The 20,196-nt window shown below is 43.6% G+C and carries 13 protein-coding genes and 1 tRNA gene; 13 read left to right on the top strand and 1 reads right to left on the bottom strand.

Annotation, left to right across the window (positions count from 1 at the left end; translation table 11 throughout):
* Window positions 1-117 precede the first annotated feature (117 nt).
* The gene (locus BWD47_RS19635) at window positions 118-4,065 is read right to left on the bottom strand and encodes a two-component regulator propeller domain-containing protein (RefSeq protein ID WP_075594523.1); all 3,948 of its coding nucleotides are present in this window, start codon (window positions 4,063-4,065) and stop codon (window positions 118-120) included.
* A gap of 167 nt (window positions 4,066-4,232) precedes the next feature.
* Between BWD47_RS19635 and BWD47_RS19640 the strand changes: the two genes are divergently transcribed.
* The 13 genes from BWD47_RS19640 to BWD47_RS19700 form a co-directional block, all read left to right on the top strand.
* Window positions 4,233-4,309: transfer RNA gene (locus BWD47_RS19640), tRNA-Trp, on the top strand.
* Window positions 4,310-4,441: 132 nt separating this feature from the next.
* Window positions 4,442-4,819 (top strand): preprotein translocase subunit SecE, encoded by a 378-nt coding sequence (gene secE, locus BWD47_RS19645; protein WP_036971579.1) that lies wholly within the window; start codon window positions 4,442-4,444, stop codon window positions 4,817-4,819.
* Window positions 4,820-4,823: 4 nt separating this feature from the next.
* Window positions 4,824-5,381, top strand: coding sequence for a transcription termination/antitermination protein NusG (gene nusG / locus BWD47_RS19650; protein WP_036971577.1), 558 nt, complete (start codon window positions 4,824-4,826; stop codon window positions 5,379-5,381).
* 214 nt (window positions 5,382-5,595) lie between these two features.
* The gene (gene rplK / locus BWD47_RS19655; protein ID WP_036971575.1) at window positions 5,596-6,024 is read left to right on the top strand and encodes a 50S ribosomal protein L11; all 429 of its coding nucleotides are present in this window, start codon (window positions 5,596-5,598) and stop codon (window positions 6,022-6,024) included.
* A 4-nt stretch (window positions 6,025-6,028) separates the two neighbouring features.
* On the top strand, window positions 6,029-6,733 hold the full coding sequence (gene rplA, locus BWD47_RS19660) for a 50S ribosomal protein L1 (RefSeq protein ID WP_036971573.1): 705 nt from the start codon (window positions 6,029-6,031) through the stop codon (window positions 6,731-6,733).
* Window positions 6,734-7,052: 319 nt separating this feature from the next.
* Window positions 7,053-7,547 carry a 50S ribosomal protein L10 gene (gene rplJ, locus BWD47_RS19665; protein WP_036971571.1) on the top strand — a complete coding sequence of 165 codons (495 nt, stop codon included), beginning with the start codon at window positions 7,053-7,055 and terminating at the stop codon, window positions 7,545-7,547.
* Between the two features lie 81 nt (window positions 7,548-7,628).
* Window positions 7,629-7,991, top strand: a complete 363-nt coding sequence (gene rplL / locus BWD47_RS19670; RefSeq protein WP_036971568.1) for a 50S ribosomal protein L7/L12 — start codon at window positions 7,629-7,631, stop codon at window positions 7,989-7,991.
* 272 nt (window positions 7,992-8,263) lie between these two features.
* Entirely contained in the window at window positions 8,264-12,289 is a 4,026-nt protein-coding gene (gene rpoB, locus BWD47_RS19675; RefSeq protein ID WP_036971565.1) for a DNA-directed RNA polymerase subunit beta, read from the top strand.
* A 97-nt stretch (window positions 12,290-12,386) separates the two neighbouring features.
* The gene (rpoC, locus tag BWD47_RS19680; RefSeq protein WP_036971561.1) at window positions 12,387-16,559 is read left to right on the top strand and encodes a DNA-directed RNA polymerase subunit beta'; all 4,173 of its coding nucleotides are present in this window, start codon (window positions 12,387-12,389) and stop codon (window positions 16,557-16,559) included.
* 193 nt (window positions 16,560-16,752) lie between these two features.
* Entirely contained in the window at window positions 16,753-17,127 is a 375-nt protein-coding gene (rpsL, locus tag BWD47_RS19685) for a 30S ribosomal protein S12 (RefSeq protein ID WP_002958885.1), read from the top strand.
* 97 nt (window positions 17,128-17,224) lie between these two features.
* The gene (gene rpsG / locus BWD47_RS19690) at window positions 17,225-17,695 is read left to right on the top strand and encodes a 30S ribosomal protein S7 (RefSeq protein WP_036971557.1); all 471 of its coding nucleotides are present in this window, start codon (window positions 17,225-17,227) and stop codon (window positions 17,693-17,695) included.
* A gap of 27 nt (window positions 17,696-17,722) precedes the next feature.
* On the top strand, window positions 17,723-19,837 hold the full coding sequence (gene fusA / locus BWD47_RS19695; RefSeq protein WP_036971554.1) for an elongation factor G: 2,115 nt from the start codon (window positions 17,723-17,725) through the stop codon (window positions 19,835-19,837).
* Window positions 19,838-19,897: 60 nt separating this feature from the next.
* The coding region (locus tag BWD47_RS19700) for a GTP-binding protein (RefSeq protein ID WP_230236577.1) at window positions 19,898-20,196 on the top strand (299 nt) is incomplete at its 3' end.

Consider the following 20,196-nt stretch of genomic DNA (forward strand, 5'->3'; position numbering starts at 1 on the left):
TCCTTAACTTATATCCATGCAGTAAATAAACGTCATAACGGGGAGGCAAAGTTATGAACGATAGTATGGATAAGCTATAAAAATCAGTGCTTTATTAATAGTACATATGCGAAGACTTTATTCACTTAGGCGAAAATCAGGCTGTTTCTGATGCTTTTCTCTATATTGCTTCGGCGATACACCAAAGTGTCCTTTGAAGCTGCGAGCAAAATAGCTTTGAGAACTAAACCCATTATTTTCTGCTATTAAGCCTATGGCTAATGAACTTTCTATTAGCTGTTTTGCTGCATACTCAATACGTGTGTTACGTAAATAGTCAGAAGGGGTGAGTGAATACAGTGCTTTCATTTTTAACTGCAGTGCCCGAGGGCTTAAACACAGTGCTGATGCCAGCTGTTCAATTGAAAACTGATCCGACTGATAGTTTTCTCGGACCACCTTTTTAAGCTTCTCTGTAAATACAGAGTCTTTAGTTTGCACCGTAACGTACTCATTATTGTCGCTTTGTATCTCAGAGGTAAGTTGAGCCGCTAAGTGTTGATTTAGTAAATAACGTAAACTGAGTAGGCCTTTTACTTTGCTTAGTAAAATAGACGGTTCAAAGGGTTTACTTAAAAAGTCGTCAGCTAGTAAATCAAGGCCTTTTAAACGGCTAGGCGTGTCAGCTTTGGCAGATAATAATAAAACGGGGATATGACTGGTCGCGTTATCAGCACGAAGCTTCGCAAGCATTTGGTATCCGTCCATGTTAGGCATCATAACATCACTGATAATAAGGTCGGGTAATTCAGACTGACAAAGTGACAAGGCTTGTTGGCCATCGCAAGCACAGATGCAATTGAACTGCTCACTAAATAGTGACAAGAGCAGCTCACTCATATCACTATTGTCTTCAACAATCATGAGTGTTTGCCTTAAGCCAGGTTGGGTGGTGACCGTTGGCAAGTTTTGTTTTGTTGCACTGATAACTGTAGGCAGCGAGACCGTAAAACAGCTGCCCTGCGCTGGCGAGCTAGTTAGTGATATTTCACCGCCATAATCCTCGACCAGTTGTTTCACTAATGTAAGCCCAATACCACTGCCGGTTTCTGAACATGTGTCTAAGCGAGTAAACCTTTCGAATATTTTCACCTGTTGGTCTTTTGCAATGCCAATTCCTGTGTCGGACACGCTGATATGCGCGAGGTTATCGCTTTGATGCAAACACACTCGAACCTCACCGCCTGCCGGGGTGTATTTAAGCGCATTACTGATCAGGTTACTGACGATAGAGTGCGCATGATTAGGCGCGATATTTATAGTGCACACAGTTTCACAGTGATCTTGAAAATTAAATTTAAGCTGTTTTTGGGCGAATAGCGGCGCAAAGTCATCGATGAGATCAGTTAAAAAAGTCGTTAATGAATAAGCGGATACATAATGCACGGCCGTACTGGGTCGTTTGCTCAGTTGCAGTAGTTGATTTATTAAGTCAAGCAAGCGTTGGCAATTACGTTTTATGCTTGCTAATTGCGATTGAGCCTTCGAACTGTGGGTGGACTGCTGTAACTGGCTAATAGGAGCCAGAATCAAGCTCAATGGGGTTTTTAGTTCATGACTTATATTATCTAAGAACTGATCTTTTAATTTATTTAACTCAATTTCTTTTTGTTTTTGCTGTTCGGCCAGCTTGCGCTGATAAATTGAACTAATAACCAGCCATGCTAATGTCATTGCACATAGTGTGTAAGATATATAAGCGACATTGCTTTGCCACCAAGGTGGAACAACCTTCAGTTCGAGTAGGGTGGTATCCTCACTCCACTGCCCATATTGATCCCTTACTTTTAGCTGTAATTGATAATGTCCAGCAGGAAGCTGCGGGTAGTTTATTTGACGTTGCGATGCATCATTATATAAAAACTGTTGGTCAAACCCCGCTAGTTTATAGCCATATTGATAATGCTTTGGTGTGGCGGCGTTATTCAATGCACTAAATTTAAAGCCAATAACTCCCGCTGATTTTGCGAAAGAGAATGTGTTTGTCGCATTGATCAGCGTGTCGGTGCTGTGGTCAAAAAAATCAGTGCTAATTTCACGGTTATTAAGCAATAACTCGGTTAATACGGGAGTGGGGGGAGTGTGATCTAAGGTGAGTTTGTCAGGGTAAAACTGATTAAAACCATTTATCCCGCCAAAGAATAGCTCGCCATCTGTCGCTTGAAAACTAGCCCCAAGAATGAAGGATTGATGCTGGATTCCATCTTCAGGTAAAAACGGTTGTATGCTGCCCGTTATTGGATGATAACGCGTTAATCCGCCATTGGTAGCTAACCATAAATAGCCTTGTTTATCGGCTAAAATATCAAAAATATTGTCATTTACTAGGCCATGTTGCTCGCTAATATGCTCCACATCAAAGTTTTGTTTATTGACTTTGTTGAGGCCTTGCATTGTGCCGACCCACAGCGTTTTATCGTCGCTGAGTAATAACGACGTGACCATGTTATGGCTCAGACCTGTGCGTTCATTAAGTAATGTAAATTGCTCTGTTTCGATGGAAAACTTATTGAGTCCCGCACGCGTACCCACCCACAAAGCGTGATCATTCTTATCATACGCAAGTGTGAAAACGGTATTATTGGCTAAGCTGTTATGGGTTGCATTGTGCTGATAATGGGTCACTGTTTCTGAATCTGGATCAAAGCGAGTTAATCCTTGGTTACTACCGAGCCACACTATGCCGTCTTTATCACTCTCAATTGCATAAACGCGATCACTGCTAAGCTGGTGGCTTTGCATGGTATAGCTGACAAAATCATCGCTTTCATCTTGGTATTTAAGAAGCCCGCCGCCGTATGTCCCAACCCACAATTGCTGCCTTTTATCCTCATGTAAGCTAAATATGTTGGTATTGGGTAAGCGGGTTGTATAGTGCTGATAGCCTTGCGGTATCGCACGATTTAAACCCTCGCGCGTGCCAACCCACAACTGGCCATTTTTACGTTTAATAATCGCACGAATAAAATTATGCGTGAGAGAGTGAGGGCTTGACGTTGTGCTTTGATGTCCAAATTGTTGCTGTTTCGGATCGTATCTGTGTATACCAAAACCATCGGTCCCAATCCAAATAATTCCTTGTGGGTCTTGATATATAGAGAGTAAGTAATCATTTTTGAGTCCGTTAGGCTTTTGTACATCATGACGATAGTGTGCAACGTCAGTGTATATATCTGCCCCCGCAGCTAAAAAGTATACGCCTTGCCCATAACTTGTTAGCCACAGGTTATGCTGATTGTCGAGAAGACTGTCAGTGATCCAAACTCCCTTAAATTGCGGCAATTCGGAAGATGTCTCTGTATCGATTGAAAATATATACAGCCCTTGTTTTGCACCGATGAGCAATTGATTTGAACTTAACTTGTTAAGATGCCAAAGTGGCGAGGTGAGGGCGATGTCATGTTTAAATTGTTTGGTTTTAGGGTTAAACGACAGCAGACCATGGCTGGTTGCAAGCCACAGGGTATTTTGTACTGCAATAATGTCTCTGATGACAATGTTTTGTTGTGTATTTTCAGCAACCTGATAAGTCTCAAATTGCTGCGCTGCAATATCAAAGTAGCTGAGTGTGCCTTGTTCATGACCCAACCACATATTGCCACTCTTATCAAAAGCCAAAGACCATATTTTATCATCACTGAGTTGTGGGTTTGTAAAGGTCGAATAGGTGTAAAATTGGCCCGTGGTGGGATCAAGCCGGTTTAGTCCTTTACTGGCTGTTGAAAACCAAAGGTCGTTATCAGTGCCTTTTAAGCATGCGGTAATCCAATTACCGGAAATACTGGTCGCTGAAGTATGTGCTTTAAAGCGTTTAAATTCATAGCCATCAAATCGATTGAGCCCTCCTTGTGTGGCAAACCACTGAAACCCTTGCGCATCAGTGAGACTGCAATTGATGGAGTTTTGACTTAAGCCATGCTCGCTATCAAAGATGCTTAAGTGAAGTGATTGCGCACTTACAACATGACTTTTCAGAACAGCTAAGCTGAAAAATATTAGGCATAATAGGGTGTTTAAATACAGCACAGAGATCCATCTTGTTGGTGTTTTTGTTCCTTTATTAGGCTGATAGTAAACTGCTTTTTAATCAATGTTAATATTGATTTTTATACTAACAGGTGAGATTTTAACTTCTGGGTATCTTTTACTCTTGTGTTAATGAATTGCGTAAGTATAATAGGCATCCACTTTGCAGGGGCGTAGTTCCAATTGGTAGAACAGCGGTCTCCAAAACCGACGGTTGGGAGTTCGAATCTCTCCGCCCCTGCCACTTTTTACACAATAAGTGTGGAGTCTGAAATTAAAAATCGGTTTAAATAAGTCTGTTTTTAAGTTTAGATTTTAATGGATTAACCCTGCCTTCGCGCAGGGTTGTTGTGTCTGTAGTTAAGGTAATAATATTATGAGCACGAATGTAGAAACACCATCAAGTGCGATGGATTCAGTTAAGTGGATTGTAGCGATTGCGCTACTTGCAGGCGCAGTAGTTGGTAATCACATGTATGCAGATCAGTCTGTATTGTTGCGTGCTATTGGTGTAGTGGTCGCTGTTGCAGCGGGTTTAGGCATTGCCTCACTAACAGAAAAAGGTCGTACATTTTTAGCATTTGCTAAAGAAGCACGTATCGAAGTACGTAAAGTTGTGTGGCCAACACGCCAAGAAACAACCCATACGACATTAATTGTAATGGTTGCAACTGTGATTATGGCACTTATCCTTTGGGGATTAGATGGCATTTTATTCCGCGCCGTAGGCTTTTTAACTGGATTGGAGATCTAATCCCATGTCGGATGAGAAGAACGAAAAGAAACTACGTTGGTACGTAGTACAAGCTTTCTCAGGTTATGAGAAGCGTGTTGCACAAACTATTCTTGAGCATATCAAGATTGAAGGTTTGGAAGATAGTTTTGGTGAAGTATTAGTACCAACGGAAGAAGTTGTTGAGATGCGCGCAGGTCAAAAGCGTAAATCTGAGCGTAAATTCTTCCCAGGTTATGTACTTGTACAAATGGACATGAACGATGCAAGCTGGCACTTAGTAAACAGCACTGCACGTGTAATGGGCTTTATTGGTGGTACGTCAGATCGTCCAGCGCCAATCAGCCAAAAAGAAGCAGATCGCATCTTAAACCGTCTTCAAGAGAACTCTGAAGCACCTAAGCCAGCTACATTATTTGAGCCAGGCGAAGTTGTTCGTGTTATCGATGGTCCATTTGCTGACTTCAGCGGTGTTGTTGAAGAAGTGGATTACGAAAAGAGCCGCGTAAAAGTATCGGTACTTATCTTTGGTCGTTCTACGCCAGTTGAGCTTGAATTTGGTCAAGTTGAACAAGACAAGTAAGATAAAAAATTAAAGCAGCCAAAATCGTTTAATATTTTGGCAATATGCTTGAAAAAGGCCGTTGATTAACTTATAATCAGCGGCCTTTTTGTGTTAGGGCAAGTAGTAACTTGTTTTATCACATAAAGTGAGAACCAATTTTTAAACTGGGAAGCCGTTAGAGTACGCGTCCTCGCGCGCACAAGGCTATGACCCACCAAATGAGGTATTTATTATGGCTAAAAAAGTTGAAGCTATTATCAAGCTACAAGTTGCCGCTGGTATGGCTAATCCTAGTCCTCCAGTAGGTCCAGCACTAGGTCAGCACGGTGTAAACATCATGGAATTCTGTAAAGCGTTCAACGCACGTACAGAATCTATCGAAAAAGGCGCTCCAGTTCCTGTAGTGATCTCTGTTTACGGCGACCGTTCTTTCACGTTCGAAATGAAAACGCCACCGGCTGCTTACTTACTTAAGAAAGCTGCAGGTATCAAATCAGGCTCTGGCCGTCCTAACACTGAAAAAGTGGGTACAGTAACTCGTGCTCAACTTGAAGAAATCGTTGAGACAAAACGACCTGACCTTACAGCAGCTGATATGGATGCTGCAGTTCGCACTATCGCAGGTTCTGCGCGTGCGATGGGCTTGAACGTAGAGGACTAAGATAATGGCAAAATTAACTAAACGTATGCGTACAATCCGCGAAAAAGTGGATGCGACTAAAGATTACGAAATCAACGAAGCAGTTGCTCTTTTAAAAGAGTTAGCGACAGCTAAATTCGTAGAAAGTGTTGACGTTGCTGTTAACCTTGGTATCGATGCTCGTAAATCTGACCAAAACGTTCGTGGTGCAACTGTACTACCTAACGGTACTGGTCGTGACGTTCGTGTTGCTGTATTCACTCAAGGCGCTAATGCAGAAGCTGCAAAAGAAGCCGGTGCTGAATTAGTGGGCATGGAAGATCTTGCTGATCTAGTTAAGAAAGGCGAGATGAACTTTGACGTTGTTGTTGCATCTCCAGACGCTATGCGCGTTGTTGGTCAACTAGGTCAAATCTTAGGTCCACGTGGTCTAATGCCAAACCCTAAAACTGGTACTGTAACACCTAACGTTGCAGAAGCAGTTAAAAACGCGAAAGCAGGTCAAGTTCGTTACCGTAACGACAAGAACGGTATCATCCATACTACTATCGGTAAGGTTGATTTCACTGCTGAGCAACTTCAACAAAACCTTGAAGCTCTTATTGTTGCGCTTAAGAAGGCTAAACCTTCTCAAGCAAAAGGTACTTACGTGAAGAAAGTAACTATCTCTACAACAATGGGCGCAGGTGTTGCTGTTGACCAAAACTCTCTAAGCACAACTGTTGCTTAATTAAGAGTTTACATGGCGCGAAATTTGAACTATAATTTTGCGCCATTTTGTTGAGAAAGTTAATTTCAAAACAAGTAAAGAATTCGGGTTGAAGTCCATAATTTCGTACGCCTTCGGGTATAAACGATAAATTGGGCTTCCGTCCAAGACCGTAGGCGGCTTCGGCCTTAATATTTTTACCTACGTAGACGGTGTGAATCCCCAGATAGATTTTTCCTAATCTTCTGGCTCTCGCCGTAAAAAGCATCTCCATCATTGATGGGGAAGAGTAGAACAGGGAAGCCAATATCGGCGACCCATTAAACCAGGAGTAACACCCATGGCTTTAAATCTTCAAGGCAAAAAAGCAATTGTTGCTGAAGTCAACGAAGCAGCCACTGGTGCTCTTTCTGCAGTTGTTGCAGATTCTCGTGGTGTAACAGTTGGTGCTATCACTGCCCTTCGTAAAGAAGCTCGTGCAGCTGGTGTATGGATGAAAGTTGTTCGTAACACTTTAGCTAAACGTGCTGTTGAAGGAACAGATTTTGAGTGCCTTTCTGACTCATTTGTTGGTCCAAGCTTAATCGCTTTCTCTTCAGAGCACCCTGGTGCTGCTGCGCGTATCTTCTCAGATTTCGCGAAGAAGAACGAGAAATTCGAAGTTAAGACCGCTGCATTTGAAGGTAACGTAGTAGACGCAGCTATGCTAGCAACTCTACCTACTTACGACGAAGCTGTTGCACGCTTAATGAGCGCTATGAAAGAAGCGTCTGCTGGCAAATTGTGTAAAACAATTGAAGCAGTACGTGTACAGAAAGCTGAGCAAGCTGCTTAATTTTAAGCTGTTTTTTTGTTCACTTTCGGTGTAATATTTTTTTTGGACTAAAATTAGTCCGTAATAATTAGGAAATTTGTAATGTCTGTAACTAAAGACCAAATCCTTGATGCTATTGCTGAAATGTCAGTAATGGACGTTGTTGCTCTAGTTGAAGCAATGGAAGAAAAATTCGGCGTAACTGCAGCAGCTGCTGTTGTTGCTGGTCCAGCTGCTGAAGCTGCTGAAGAGAAGACTGAGTTTGACGTAATCCTTACTGGCGCTGGCGCTAACAAGGTTGCTGCAATCAAAGCTGTACGTGGTGCAACTGGTCTTGGCCTTAAAGAAGCTAAAGCACTTGTTGAATCAGCTCCTGCACCTATCAAAGAAGGTGTATCTAAAGAAGAAGCTGAAGCGCTTGCAAAAGACCTTACTGAAGCTGGTGCTGAAGTTGAGGTTAAGTAATCTAGCTTACGCTAGGTTCGCTGCCTGAGTAATCAGGCAAGGGCTGGTGATTATTTAATCACCGGCCTTTTTGCGCTATGGAGCGATGTTTTCCTATAGTGCAAATAAAATCTAATTTTCTCTTTATTTTCAAGTTGTTACCTGTAAAGGTGTTGAAAGTAGCAGAGTGAACTAGAACAACAATTTAATGTTGTACATCTTGGCATAGATGCCAGTTAAGTCTGTTCTTACAAGAACAGGTCGGGTCAAAGATCAGCAAGCTGAGGAACCCCATGGCTTACTCTTATTCTGAAAAGAAACGTATCCGTAAGGATTTTGGTAAACGTCCACAAGTTTTGGATATACCTTTCTTACTGTCGACGCAGTTAGAATCGTTTAAAAAATTCTTAGTCCCTGACGCTGATGGCGATCACGGTTTGGAAGCTGCTTTCCGTTCTGTGTTTCCGATCAAAAGCTACTCGGGAAATTCTGAGCTTCAATACGTAAGTTATCGTATTGGTGAGCCAGTATTCGATGTAAAAGAATGTCAAATTCGCGGTGTGACTTATTCTGCTCCACTTCGCGTAAAATTGCGTCTTGTGGTGATGGACAAAGAAGCACCAGGCACAGTTAAAGACATTAAAGAGCAAGAAGTTTACATGGGCGAAATTCCGCTCATGACTGATACCGGTACCTTTGTAATCAATGGTACAGAGCGTGTTATCGTTTCTCAGCTACACCGTAGCCCTGGTGTATTCTTTGATAACGACCGCGGTAAAACTCACTCGTCAGGTAAAGTACTTTATAACGCGCGTGTAATTCCTTACCGTGGTTCATGGTTAGACTTCGAGTTTGATGCAAAAGATAACCTATATGTACGTATTGACCGTCGTCGTAAATTACCGGCGTCAATTATCTTACGTGCACTAGAGTTCTCTACAGAAGAAATCTTAGATATCTTCTTCGATACTACTGCGTTTGAAGTAACTGACGGTAAAGTTCTTATGGAACTTGTGCCTTCACGTTTACGTGGTGAAACTGCCGCTTTTGATATCAAAGGCGATGACGGTGAAGTCCTTGTTGAAGCGGGTCGTCGTATTACTGCGCGTCACATCAAGAACATCGAGAAAAAAGGTATTAACCAATTAGAAGTACCGCATGAGTACATCATTGGTCGTGTTGTAGCTAAAAACTACGTTGATGAGTCAACGGGTGAGATCATCGCTAACGCGAATGACGAGCTATCACTTGAGCTAATGGCTGAGTTGGTTAAAGCAGGTCACACTAAGATTGATACGTTATATATCAATGAAGTTGACAGCGGCGCCTACATGTCAGATACCCTTCGTATCGACACAACAAGCAACCGTTTAGAAGCATTAGTAGAAATTTATCGCATGATGCGCCCAGGCGAGCCACCGACGAAAGACGCGGCTGAAGCCTTATTTGATAACTTGTTCTTCTCTGAAGAGCGTTATGATTTATCAACAGTTGGTCGTATGAAGTTCAATAGCCGTGTAGGTTATGACACTGATACAGGCCCTGGCACATTATCGAAAGAAGACATCGTAGCTGTTATGAAAGTGCTTATCGCTATTCGTAACGGTGTTGGCGATGTTGATGATATCGACCACTTAGGCAACCGTCGTATCCGTAGCGTTGGCGAAATGGCTGAGAATCAATTCCGTGTTGGTCTAGTACGTGTAGAACGTGCAGTACGTGAGCGTTTAAGCTTAGGTGACCTTGATGCGGTAATGCCACAAGATCTTATTAACGCTAAGCCAATTTCGGCAGCGGTTAAAGAGTTCTTCGGTTCGTCTCAGTTATCACAGTTCATGGACCAAAATAACCCGCTTTCAGAAGTAACGCATAAGCGTCGTATTTCTGCATTAGGCCCGGGTGGTTTAACACGTGAACGTGCTGGCTTCGAGGTGCGAGACGTTCACGTAACCCACTATGGTCGTGTATGTCCAATCGAAACACCTGAGGGTCCAAACATCGGTCTAATTAACTCATTGTCTACGTACGCACGTACAAACGACTATGGTTTCTTAGAAACACCTTACCGTAAAGTGGTAAACGGTGTTGTAACTGATGAAGTTGATTACCTATCAGCCATTGAAGAAGGTCAGTTTGTAATCGCTCAGGCGAACTCAAACTTGAACGATGACAATGAGTTTGTTGATGAACTAATTCCATGCCGTCACAAAGGTGAATCAACCTTTATGGGCAAAATGGACCAACAATATATGGACGTATCACCACAACAGGTGATCTCTGTAGCGGCCGCGCTTATCCCGTTCCTAGAACACGATGATGCGAACCGTGCATTGATGGGTTCAAACATGCAACGTCAAGCAGTACCGACACTTATCGCGGACAAGCCGCTGGTAGGTACAGGTATCGAGCTTACACTAGCAAAAGATTCTGGTGTAACGATCGTTGCTAAGCGTGGTGGTGAAGTAATGTATGCCGATGCAAGCCGCATCGTTGTAAATGTAAATGAAGATGAGCGCGTTCCAGGTGAAGCGGGCATCGATATCTACAACCTTACTAAATACACACGCTCAAACCAGAATACATGTATTAACCAAAAACCAACGTGTATGGTTGGTGAGCCGGTTACACGTGGCGATGTGTTAGCAGATGGTCCTTCGACTGACTTAGGTGACTTAGCACTAGGTCAAAACCTTCGCGTGGCATTCATGCCATGGAATGGTTATAACTTCGAGGATTCAATCCTACTATCAGAGCGCGTAGTTCAAGAAGATCGTCTAACGACTATCCACATTCAAGAACTACAATGTATCGCACGTGATACTAAATTAGGTCCTGAAGAGATCACAGCAGATATCCCTAACGTAGGTGAATCTGCACTAGGCAAGCTTGATGAATCAGGCGTTGTTTATATCGGTGCTGAAGTAAAAGGCGGCGATATCCTAGTAGGTAAAGTGACTCCGAAAGGCGAAACGCAATTAACACCAGAAGAAAAGCTACTACGTGCGATCTTCGGTGAGAAAGCGTCAGACGTTAAAGACAGCTCTTTACGTGTACCAAACTCTGTAACAGGTACCGTAATCGACGTACAAGTTTTCACCCGTGACGGTGTTGAAAAAGATAAGCGTGCGTTAGAAGTTGAAGACATGCAGCTTCGCGAAGCGAAGAAAGACTTCAACGAAGAGTTCCGTATCTTAGAAGCCGGTGTATTAGACCGTGCTCGTAAGCTACTTGTTGACGCTGGTCTGAACGCAGACACAATTGCATCACTTAATGCTGAAAAGCTGCTTACTCAAAGCCTTGCTCAAGAAGACAAGCAATCAGAGCTTGAGCAACTAGCTGCCCAGTACGATGAGCTTAAAGCTGAATACGATAAGAAGTTTGAAAACAAACGTCGTAAGATCACTCAGGGTGATGACTTAGCACCAGGCGTACTTAAAATTGTTAAAGTATACCTAGCTGTTAAACGTCGTATCCAACCGGGTGATAAGATGGCGGGTCGTCACGGTAACAAAGGTGTTATCTCGACTATCGTACCAGTAGAAGATATGCCATACGATGACAAAGGTCGTACGGTAGACATCGTTCTGAACCCGCTAGGTGTACCATCACGTATGAACATCGGTCAGATCCTAGAAACACACATGGGTCTTGCTGCACGTGGTGTGGGTGAGCGCATTGAAGAAATGATGAAAGAGCAGCGTGAACTGCACGAAATCCGTAGCTTTGTTAAGAAAGTTTACGATTTAGGTGATTGTCGTCAGAAAGTCGATATCGACTCATTCTCTGATGATGAAGTTCGTCGCTTAGCTGAAAACTTGAAAGGTGGTTTACCGATCGCAACTCCAGCCTTTGATGGTGCTCGTGAAAGCGAAATCAAAGACTTACTAGAGCTTGGTGGTTATCCAAGAAGCGGTCAAGTTACACTTTATGATGGCCGTACTGGCGATCAGTTTGAACGTCAAGTAACCGTTGGTTACATGTACATGCTGAAACTTAACCACTTGGTTGATGACAAGATGCACGCGCGTTCAACTGGTTCTTACAGCCTTGTTACTCAGCAGCCGCTGGGTGGTAAAGCGCAGTTCGGTGGCCAGCGTTTCGGTGAGATGGAGGTGTGGGCACTAGAAGCTTACGGTGCTGCATATACACTACAAGAAATGCTAACAGTGAAATCGGATGACGTGAACGGTCGTACTAAGATGTATAAGAACATCGTAGATGGTAACCATAAGATGGAACCAGGTATGCCAGAATCGTTCAACGTATTGTTGAAAGAAATCCGCTCACTGGGTATCAACATCGAGTTGGAAGAAAATTAAGCCATTTAGGTGCGGCATAAGCCGCACCTGTTAGGCCGAATAGAATGTAGGGGCGAGTTATTCGCCCTCAAGATTAACCTCCGACAGGAGAGCTAAGGTGAAAGACTTACTTAAGTTTCTGAAGCAACAAAATAAGACCGAAGAATTCGATGCAATTCGCATTGGTCTTGCTTCGCCAGATATGGTTCGTTCATGGTCATACGGTGAAGTAAAGAAACCTGAGACAATCAACTACCGTACTTTCAAGCCTGAGCGCGACGGCTTATTCTGTGCCCGTATCTTCGGCCCAGTGAAAGATTATGAGTGTTTATGTGGTAAATATAAGCGCCTTAAGCACCGTGGTGTTATTTGTGAAAAGTGTGGCGTTGAAGTAACGCTGACCAAAGTGCGTCGTGACCGTATGGGTCATATTGAGCTTGCTAGCCCAGTTGCGCATATTTGGTTCTTAAAATCATTACCGTCACGTATCGGCTTAATGCTAGACATGACACTTCGTGACATCGAGCGCGTACTTTACTTCGAATCATTCGTGGTAACTGAGCCGGGTATGACAACGCTTGAGCGTGGTCAGCTTTTAGGTGAAGAAGAGTACCTAGATGCGCTAGAAGAGCACGGCGATGAGTTTGAAGCGAAGATGGGTGCAGAAGCAGTATTAGACTTGCTTCGTGAACTTGATCTTGGCCAATTAATTGCTGAAATGCGTGAAGAGTTACCAACAATTAACTCTGAAACGAAGCGTAAGAAGATCACTAAACGTCTTAAATTAATGGAATCGTTCCACCAATCAGGTAACAACCCTGAGTGGATGATCATGACAGTACTTCCAGTATTGCCACCTGATCTACGTCCATTAGTACCACTAGACGGTGGTCGTTTTGCGACATCTGATCTAAATGACCTTTACCGTCGTGTTATTAACCGTAATAACCGTCTTAAGCGTCTATTAGATTTAGCGGCACCAGATATTATCGTACGCAACGAAAAACGTATGTTACAAGAAGCGGTTGATGCGCTACTTGATAACGGTCGTCGCGGTCGTGCGATTACAGGTTCTAATAAACGTCCTCTTAAATCGCTTGCTGATATGATCAAAGGTAAGCAAGGTCGTTTCCGTCAGAACTTACTTGGTAAACGTGTAGATTACTCTGGTCGTTCTGTAATCACAGTAGGTCCTACGCTTAAACTACACCAGTGTGGTCTTCCTAAGAAGATGGCACTTGAGCTGTTTAAACCATTTATCTACGGCAAACTTGAGCGTCGCGGCATGGCTACGACTATCAAAGCAGCGAAGAAGATGGTTGAGCGTGAAGTAGCAGAAGTATGGGATGTATTAGACGAAGTAATTCGTGAACATCCAGTGTTACTTAACCGTGCACCAACACTTCACCGTTTGGGTATCCAAGCGTTCGAACCTGTGCTAATTGAAGGTAAAGCGATTCATTTACACCCATTAGTATGTGCGGCGTACAACGCTGACTTCGATGGTGACCAAATGGCGGTACACGTACCGTTAACGCTTGAAGCACAGTTAGAAGCACGTGCTCTAATGATGTCTACAAACAACATTCTGTCTCCAGCGAATGGTGAGCCAATCATCGTTCCTTCACAGGACGTTGTATTAGGTCTTTACTACATGACGCGTGATCGCATTAATGCGAAAGGCGAAGGTGCAGTATTTAAAGATCCTAAAGAAGCTGAAAAAGCATACCGCAGCGGCAACGCTGAGCTACATGCGCGCGTAAAAGTACGTATCAGCGAGACAATTAAGAATGAAGAAGGTGAAGCAGTTGATTACGTTACTATTGTTGAAACAACAGTAGGTCGTGCGATTCTTTCACTTATCCTACCTAAAGGCATGCCGTTTGAGCTAATCAACCAAGCCCTAGGTAAGAAACAGATTTCTGGCTTATTAAACGAGTGTTACCGTCGTCTAGGTCTTAAAGATACTGTTATCTTTGCTGACCAAGTAATGTACACCGGTTTCCACTACGCAATGAAGTCAGGTGTTTCAATCGGTATTGATGACTTAGTTATCCCACCGGTTAAAGCAGAAATCATTGAATCAGCGGAAGCTGAAGTAACTGAAATCAACCAACAATTCCAATCAGGTCTTGTAACGGCTGGTGAAAAGTACAATAAAGTTATCGATATCTGGTCACGTGTAAATGAAAACTTATCACGTGAGATGATGGCGAACTTATCAAAAGACACGGTAATCAACGCGAAAGGTGAAGAAGAAGAGCAATCTTCATTCAACTCAGTGTTTATGATGGCCGACTCTGGTGCACGTGGTAGCGCCGCTCAGATCCGTCAGTTAGCGGGTATGCGTGGTCTAATGGCACGTCCAGATGGTTCAATCATCGAGACACCAATCACGGCGAACTTCCGTGAAGGTCTAAACGTACTACAGTACTTCATCTCAACGCACGGTGCGCGTAAAGGTCTTGCCGATACAGCACTTAAAACAGCAAACTCGGGTTACTTAACGCGTCGTCTAGTAGACGTTGCACAAGACTTAGTAATCAACGAAGACGATTGTGGCACAGAAGATGGCTTAACAATGAAACCGCTTATTGAAGGTGGTGACGTTGTAGAAGCACTTCGCGAACGTGTACTTGGTCGTGTTGTTGCTGAAGATGTTGTTATTCCTGGTACTAACGAAGTACTTGTTGAGCGTAACATTATGCTTGACGAAAAACTGTGTGACCTTTTAGAAGAGCACTCAGTGGATGAAGTACGCGTTCGTTCAGTTATCACCTGTGATAATGACTTTGGTGTATGTGCTAAGTGTTACGGTCGTGACCTTGCGCGTGGCCACATCATCAATCCAGGTGAGTCAGTAGGTGTTATCGCGGCACAATCAATCGGTGAGCCGGGTACACAGCTTACAATGCGTACCTTCCACATCGGTGGTGCGGCATCTCGAGCGTCTGCTGAGAACAGTGTACAAGTTAAAACTAACGGTACATTGAAGTTACACAATGCGAAGTACGTATTAAACACAGACGGTAAGATTGTTATCACGTCTCGTTCAACAGAGATCACTATCATCGATAGCTTTGGTCGTGAGAAAGAGCGTTATAAAGTACCTTACGGTGCCGTGTTAACAGTACAAGATAATTCGGAAGTTCAAGGTAACGATATCGTTGCGACTTGGGATCCGCATAGTCACCCAATCGTTCTTGAGCATAAGTCAAAAATCTCGTTCAGCGATATTGATGACTCAAATACCGAAGCACAAACAGATGAGTTAACTGGTTTAACACGTGTGGTTGTTAAAGACTTAGGTAAAGTAAATGCGAAAGAACCTAAACTAATCATCGAAAGCGATGAGCGTGGTCTGCAAGAAACACGTCTTCCTTCATTCACAACGATTGAAGTAACAGACGGCGCGACAGCAAACCCAGGTGACGTACTTGCACGTATTCCGCAAGAAGGTTCGAAGACTCGTGATATCACGGGTGGTCTACCTCGCGTAGCTGACTTATTTGAAGCACGTAAGCCGAAAGATCCTGCAATTCTTGCAGAAATCACCGGTACGATTAGCTTCGGTAAAGAAACGAAAGGTAAGAAGCGTCTTGTAATCACGCCAGCAGAGGGTGACGCATACGAAGAGATGATTCCTAAATGGCGTCAACTTAACGTGTTCGAAGGTGAGCAAGTGTCTAAAGGTGAGGTTATCGCCGATGGTCCAGAATCACCACATGACATCTTACGCCTACGTGGTGTAACTCATGTTGCAAACTATATCGTTAACGAAGTGCAAGAGGTTTACCGCTTGCAGGGCGTTAAGATCAATGACAAGCACATTGAGACAATTATTCGTCAGATGCTACGTAAATGTATCATTCTTGACGGCGGTGACACTGAGTTCTTAGCCGGTGAACAAGTTGAAGTGGCACGCGTTAATATCGCGAACCGCGACCTTGAAAAGCAAGGCAAGATCCCAGCTAAATTTGAAATCCAGTTAATGGGTATCACTAAAGCGTCACTTGCAACAGAATCTTTCATTTCAGCAGCCTCGTTCCAGGAGACAACACGTGTCCTTACTGAAGCCGCTGTAAATGGTAAGAGCGATGAGCTTCGTGGTCTGAAAGAGAACGTAATCGTGGGTCGTCTGATCCCAGCCGGTACTGGCTTTGCGTATCACCAAGACCGTTTGAACCGTCGTAAGCAAGGTGAAATCATCGAAGAGCAGACTGTTAGCGCTGAAGAGGCAACTCAAGCATTAACTGACGCACTTAATGCTGATATCTCTGGAAACCAATAATCTCAACTTAATCAATAGATTAAGTAATCGCGAGGCAGTTATCTGCTGCCTTGCGATGAGTTAAGGTTGACAGGTTAAACTTTGCTCATTAAAATTCCGCCACCCATTTGCCTGCACGTTTTGTAACGAGCATGTAAACAGGGCGGATTTTTTTATTTTTTCAGTAGTAATTTTAATTTCAGGAGCTATTTAAATGGCAACTATTAACCAGCTAGTGCGTAAGCCACGTCGTAGCAAGGTTACTAAAAGTAACTCAGCTGCGCTTAAAGCGTGTCCGCAAAAGCGTGGTGTATGTACTCGCGTATATACAACTACACCTAAGAAACCAAACTCTGCATTACGTAAAGTAGCGCGTGTACGTTTAACAAACGGTTTCGAAGTAACATCTTACATTGGTGGTGAAGGCCACAACCTACAAGAGCACAGTGTAATCCTAATCCGTGGTGGTCGTGTTAAAGACTTACCAGGTGTGCGTTTCCACACTGTTCGTGGTGCACTTGACTGTGCAGGCGTAAGCGACCGTCGTCAAGCTCGTTCTAAATACGGTGCTAAACGCCCTAAGGGCTAATGGTTCTCCGTTAGTAAGGCCAAGCACTAAATTTTTAAATTAATTGTTTTGGGTATTGACTCTAAAAGAGCAAACCTGAAGATACCGGAGATACAAAATGCCTAGAAGACGCGTAATAGGTCAACGTAAAATTCTTCCAGATCCTAAGTTCGGATCGGAACTTCTTGCTAAATTCGTTAACGTAGTAATGTTAGACGGCAAGAAATCTACTGCTGAAAAAATCGTTTATGGTGCGTTAGACGTGGCTGCTGAGAAATCAGGCAAGTCGCACCTAGAAATCTTTGAAGCTGCACTTGATAACGTTCGCCCACAGGTAGAGGTTAAATCTCGCCGTGTTGGTGGTTCAACGTACCAAGTACCAGTTGAAGTACGTCCAGTACGTCGCAACGCATTAGGTATGCGTTGGTTAGTAGACGCTGCACGTAAGCGTGGCGAAAAATCTATGGGCTTACGTTTAGCTCAAGAAATCGTTGACGCTGCTGACAACAAAGGCACTGCGGTTAAGAAACGTGAAGACGTTCACCGTATGGCTGAAGCGAATAAAGCATTCGCTCATTACCGTTGGTAATCTGCCCTTAACCTTTAAGAGGATTTTATGGCACGTACAACTCCACTTGAGCGCTATCGTAATATAGGTATTTGCGCTCACGTAGATGCAGGTAAAACCACCACAACAGAACGTGTTCTGTTCTACACCGGTCTTTCTCATAAGATTGGTGAAGTACATGATGGCGCTGCAACTATGGATTGGATGGAGCAGGAACAAGAGCGTGGTATCACAATCACTTCTGCTGCAACAACGTGTTTCTGGAAAGGGATGGACGCGCAGTTTGACGACCATCGTATCAATATTATTGATACTCCAGGACACGTAGATTTCACTATCGAAGTAGAGCGTTCTTTACGTGTACTTGATGGTGCGGTAGTTGTTCTTTGTGCTTCATCAGGTGTACAGCCGCAAACTGAGACAGTTTGGCGTCAAGCGAACAAATATGAAGTTCCTCGTATGATCTTCGTAAATAAAATGGATCGCACTGGCGCTGACTTCTTAACGGTTGTTAGCCAGGTGAAATCTCGTCTTGGAGCAACGCCTGTTCCAATTCAGCTACCAATTGGTGCTGAAGACGATTTTAAAGGTGTTATTGACCTCATTAAGATGAAAGCCATTAACTGGAATGCCGAAGATCAAGGCATGACTTTCTCTTATGAGGCCATTCCGGCAGACCTTCTTGAGCTTGCAGAAGAATGGCGCTCTCACTTAGTTGAAAGCGCTGCTGAAGCGTCAGAAGAGCTAATGGATAAATATCTAGAAGGTGAAGACCTGACCGAAGCTGAAATTAAATCAGCGTTACGTCAGCGTACATTAGCAAACGAAATTGTTCCCATGACGTGTGGTAGCGCATTTAAAAATAAAGGTGTTCAAGCTGTGCTTGATGCTGTTATTGAATATATGCCTGCGCCAACACAAGTGAAACAAATCCAAGGTATCATTGAAGATGGTACTGAGGAAGAGCGTCCTGCTGATGACAACGCACCGTTTGCCGCACTTGCTTTTAAGATTGCGACAGACCCGTTCGTTGGCACCTTGACCTTCTTCCGTGTTTACTCTGGTACTGTTAAACAGGGTGACGCGGTATACAATCCAGTTAAAAGTAAGCGTGAGCGACTTGGTCGTATCGTTCAGATGCATTCAAACTCACGTGAAGAGATCAAAGTAGTCTATGCAGGCGACATTGCAGCGGCTATTGGTCTTAAAGACGTAACAACAGGTGAAACACTGTGTGATCCGAACTCTATTATTACGCTTGAGCGTATGGAGTTCCCAGAGCCAGTTATCTCTGTTGCGGTTGAGCCTCGCACAATCGCTGACCAAGATAAGATGGGTATTGCACTAGGTAAACTAGCAGCAGAAGATCCATCTTTCAGAGTACAAACTGACGAAGAATCAGGCCAGACTATTATTTCTGGTATGGGTGAACTTCACCTTGATATCATTGTCGACCGTATGAAACGTGAATTCAGTGTTGAATGTAACGTTGGTAAGCCGCAGGTTGCATACCGTGAAGCTATCCGTTCAACTGTTGAAGTTGAAGGGAAGTTCGTACGTCAATCAGGTGGTCGTGGTCAATATGGTCACGTCTGGCTTAAACTTGAACCGATGGATATTTCGGACAACGACGCCCCAATTTACGAATTCGTTAACGAAGTCGTTGGTGGTGCCGTTCCAAAAGAATACATCCCTGCGGTAGATAAAGGCATCCAAGAGCAAATGGCTCAAGGTGTGCTGGCAGGCTACCCATTACTTGGCGTTAAAGCGACTTTATATGATGGTTCATTCCATGATGTAGACTCGAATGAGATGGCATTTAAAATTGCAGGTTCAATGGCGATGAAGAAAGGGGCGCTTGAAGCAAACCCTGCTCTTCTAGAACCAGTAATGAAGGTTGAAGTTATCACTCCTGAAGCAAACATGGGTGATGTAGTTGGTGACTTAAACCGTCGCCGCGGCATGATCGAAGGCATGGAAGAAGCATTCGGTGGTCTTAAGCAAATTAATGCACAAGTGCCACTTTCTGAAATGTTTGGTTATGCAACTGATCTGCGATCTGCAACACAAGGCCGTGCATCTTACTCTATGGAGTTTTTAAAGTATGCAGAAGCCGCTAAGAATGTTGCAGATGCAATAATTGCAGCTCGCGCTGTTATATGATTTAGCTTGTCTGGCCCAATAGTGGGTCAGGCGTTAATTTCTTTATAGGAATTTTTTAAGATGGCAAAAGAAAAGTTTGAACGCGTAAAACCGCACGTAAACGTTGGTACAATCGGCCACGTTGACCACGGTAAAACTACCCTAACTGCAGCAATCACTAACGTACTTGCAAAAGTATACGGTGGTACAGCTAAAGACTTCGCATCAATCGATAACGCTCCAGAAGAGCGTGAGCGTGGTATCACAATCTCAACTTCACACGTTGAGTACGATACACCAACTCGTCACTACGCACACGTAGACTGTCCAGGACACGCCGATTATGTTAAAAACATGATCACTGGTGCTGCTCAAATGGA

This window comes from Pseudoalteromonas sp. PAB 2.2, from assembly GCF_001938575.1.
Classification (GTDB): domain Bacteria; phylum Pseudomonadota; class Gammaproteobacteria; order Enterobacterales; family Alteromonadaceae; genus Pseudoalteromonas; species Pseudoalteromonas lipolytica.

Bases quoted from the DNA above. Each gene is read 5' to 3' on its own strand.
- secE (WP_036971579.1), top strand. From the start codon at position 4,442: ATGAGCACGAATGTAGAAACACCATCAAGTGCGATGGATTCAGTTAAG.
- nusG (WP_036971577.1), top strand. From the start codon at position 4,824: ATGTCGGATGAGAAGAACGAAAAGAAACTACGTTGGTACGTAGTACAA.
- rplK (WP_036971575.1), top strand. From the start codon at position 5,596: ATGGCTAAAAAAGTTGAAGCTATTATCAAGCTACAAGTTGCCGCTGGT.
- rplA (WP_036971573.1), top strand. From the start codon at position 6,029: ATGGCAAAATTAACTAAACGTATGCGTACAATCCGCGAAAAAGTGGAT.
- rplJ (WP_036971571.1), top strand. From the start codon at position 7,053: ATGGCTTTAAATCTTCAAGGCAAAAAAGCAATTGTTGCTGAAGTCAAC.
- rplL (WP_036971568.1), top strand. From the start codon at position 7,629: ATGTCTGTAACTAAAGACCAAATCCTTGATGCTATTGCTGAAATGTCA.
- rpoB (WP_036971565.1), top strand. From the start codon at position 8,264: ATGGCTTACTCTTATTCTGAAAAGAAACGTATCCGTAAGGATTTTGGT.
- rpsL (WP_002958885.1), top strand. From the start codon at position 16,753: ATGGCAACTATTAACCAGCTAGTGCGTAAGCCACGTCGTAGCAAGGTT.
- rpsG (WP_036971557.1), top strand. From the start codon at position 17,225: ATGCCTAGAAGACGCGTAATAGGTCAACGTAAAATTCTTCCAGATCCT.
- fusA (WP_036971554.1), top strand. From the start codon at position 17,723: ATGGCACGTACAACTCCACTTGAGCGCTATCGTAATATAGGTATTTGC.